General features: G+C 63.4%; 2 protein-coding genes. One reads left to right on the top strand and one right to left on the bottom strand.

Annotation, left to right across the window (positions count from 1 at the left end):
* Nucleotides 1–252 (top strand): gamma carbonic anhydrase family protein (locus EN939_RS36110; protein ID WP_272483144.1); only part of this gene is annotated, 252 nt, incomplete at its 5' end.
* Nucleotides 253–306: 54 nt separating this feature from the next.
* Here the strand turns inward: EN939_RS36110 and EN939_RS36115 are convergent.
* The gene (locus EN939_RS36115; protein WP_127272053.1) at nucleotides 307–855 is read right to left on the bottom strand and encodes an ankyrin repeat domain-containing protein; all 549 of its coding nucleotides are present in this window, start codon (nucleotides 853–855) and stop codon (nucleotides 307–309) included.
* Nucleotides 856–891: the final 36 nt, after the last annotated feature.

Here is an 891-nt window from a genome sequence, read left to right on the forward strand (position 1 = left end):
ATCGGCGACAACAGCCTGATCGGCATGGGCGCCATCGTGCTGAACGGCGCGAAAATCGGCAGGAATTGCCTGGTCGGCGCCGGTGCGCTGGTCACCGAAGGCAAGGAATTCCCGGACAATTCGCTGATCGTCGGTTCGCCGGCCAAGGCGATCAGGGTGCTGGACGACGCGGCCGTGGCCAGGTTGCGCGGCTCGGCGGCGCACTATGTCGCCAATGGCAAACGCTTCAAGGCGGGGTTGAAGAAGGTCTGAGATCAGCCTGGCATTTGCTGGCGGTGGTTTCGTCGCGCCCCAACTCACTGTCCGTCAGTTGCGCCCGGCCATCGCATCGCGCAGCAAGGAAGCACCGCCTTCAAAGCCGGCAATCTCGGCTTCCTCGATCGCGGTCCTGTAGTCATCGATGCGGGTTTCGAGCACCGGGTCGGCGCCCGCCGCCAAAAGCAGGCCGATCGCATCGACACTGCGGATGGCCACCGAATAGTGCAGCGGCGTCCAGTCGTTGACGCCCCGCATGTTGGGGTCGGCACCGCCGTCGATCAAAACCCGCACGATGTCCAGCCGGTCGGCGCGGTCGGTGGACAGCGCTGCAATGATGGACGGAAACCCACCGTGATCCTGATAGTTTGGATTCGAGCCGGCATCCAGCAAAGACGAGATGAAGCCGACGGGGCTCCAATAGATCGCATATTCCAGCGGATGCCCGAGGCCGAGCTCGAACGGCATGCGCTCGTCGAACCAGCGGGAAGAGCCGCCCAACGCCACGCCGAGGCCCTCGAAGTCGCCGGCCTTGAAGGCATCGTCGATAACGTTGAACAGGCGATGGCGCTCGCATCGATCTGCCGGGATTTCCAACATGGCCGTGATCCAGAAGGCGAAACTGACGGCCTATAG

It is taken from the genome of Mesorhizobium sp. M7A.F.Ca.CA.002.05.1.1, assembly GCF_003998335.1.
Classification (GTDB): Bacteria; Pseudomonadota; Alphaproteobacteria; order Rhizobiales; family Rhizobiaceae; genus Mesorhizobium.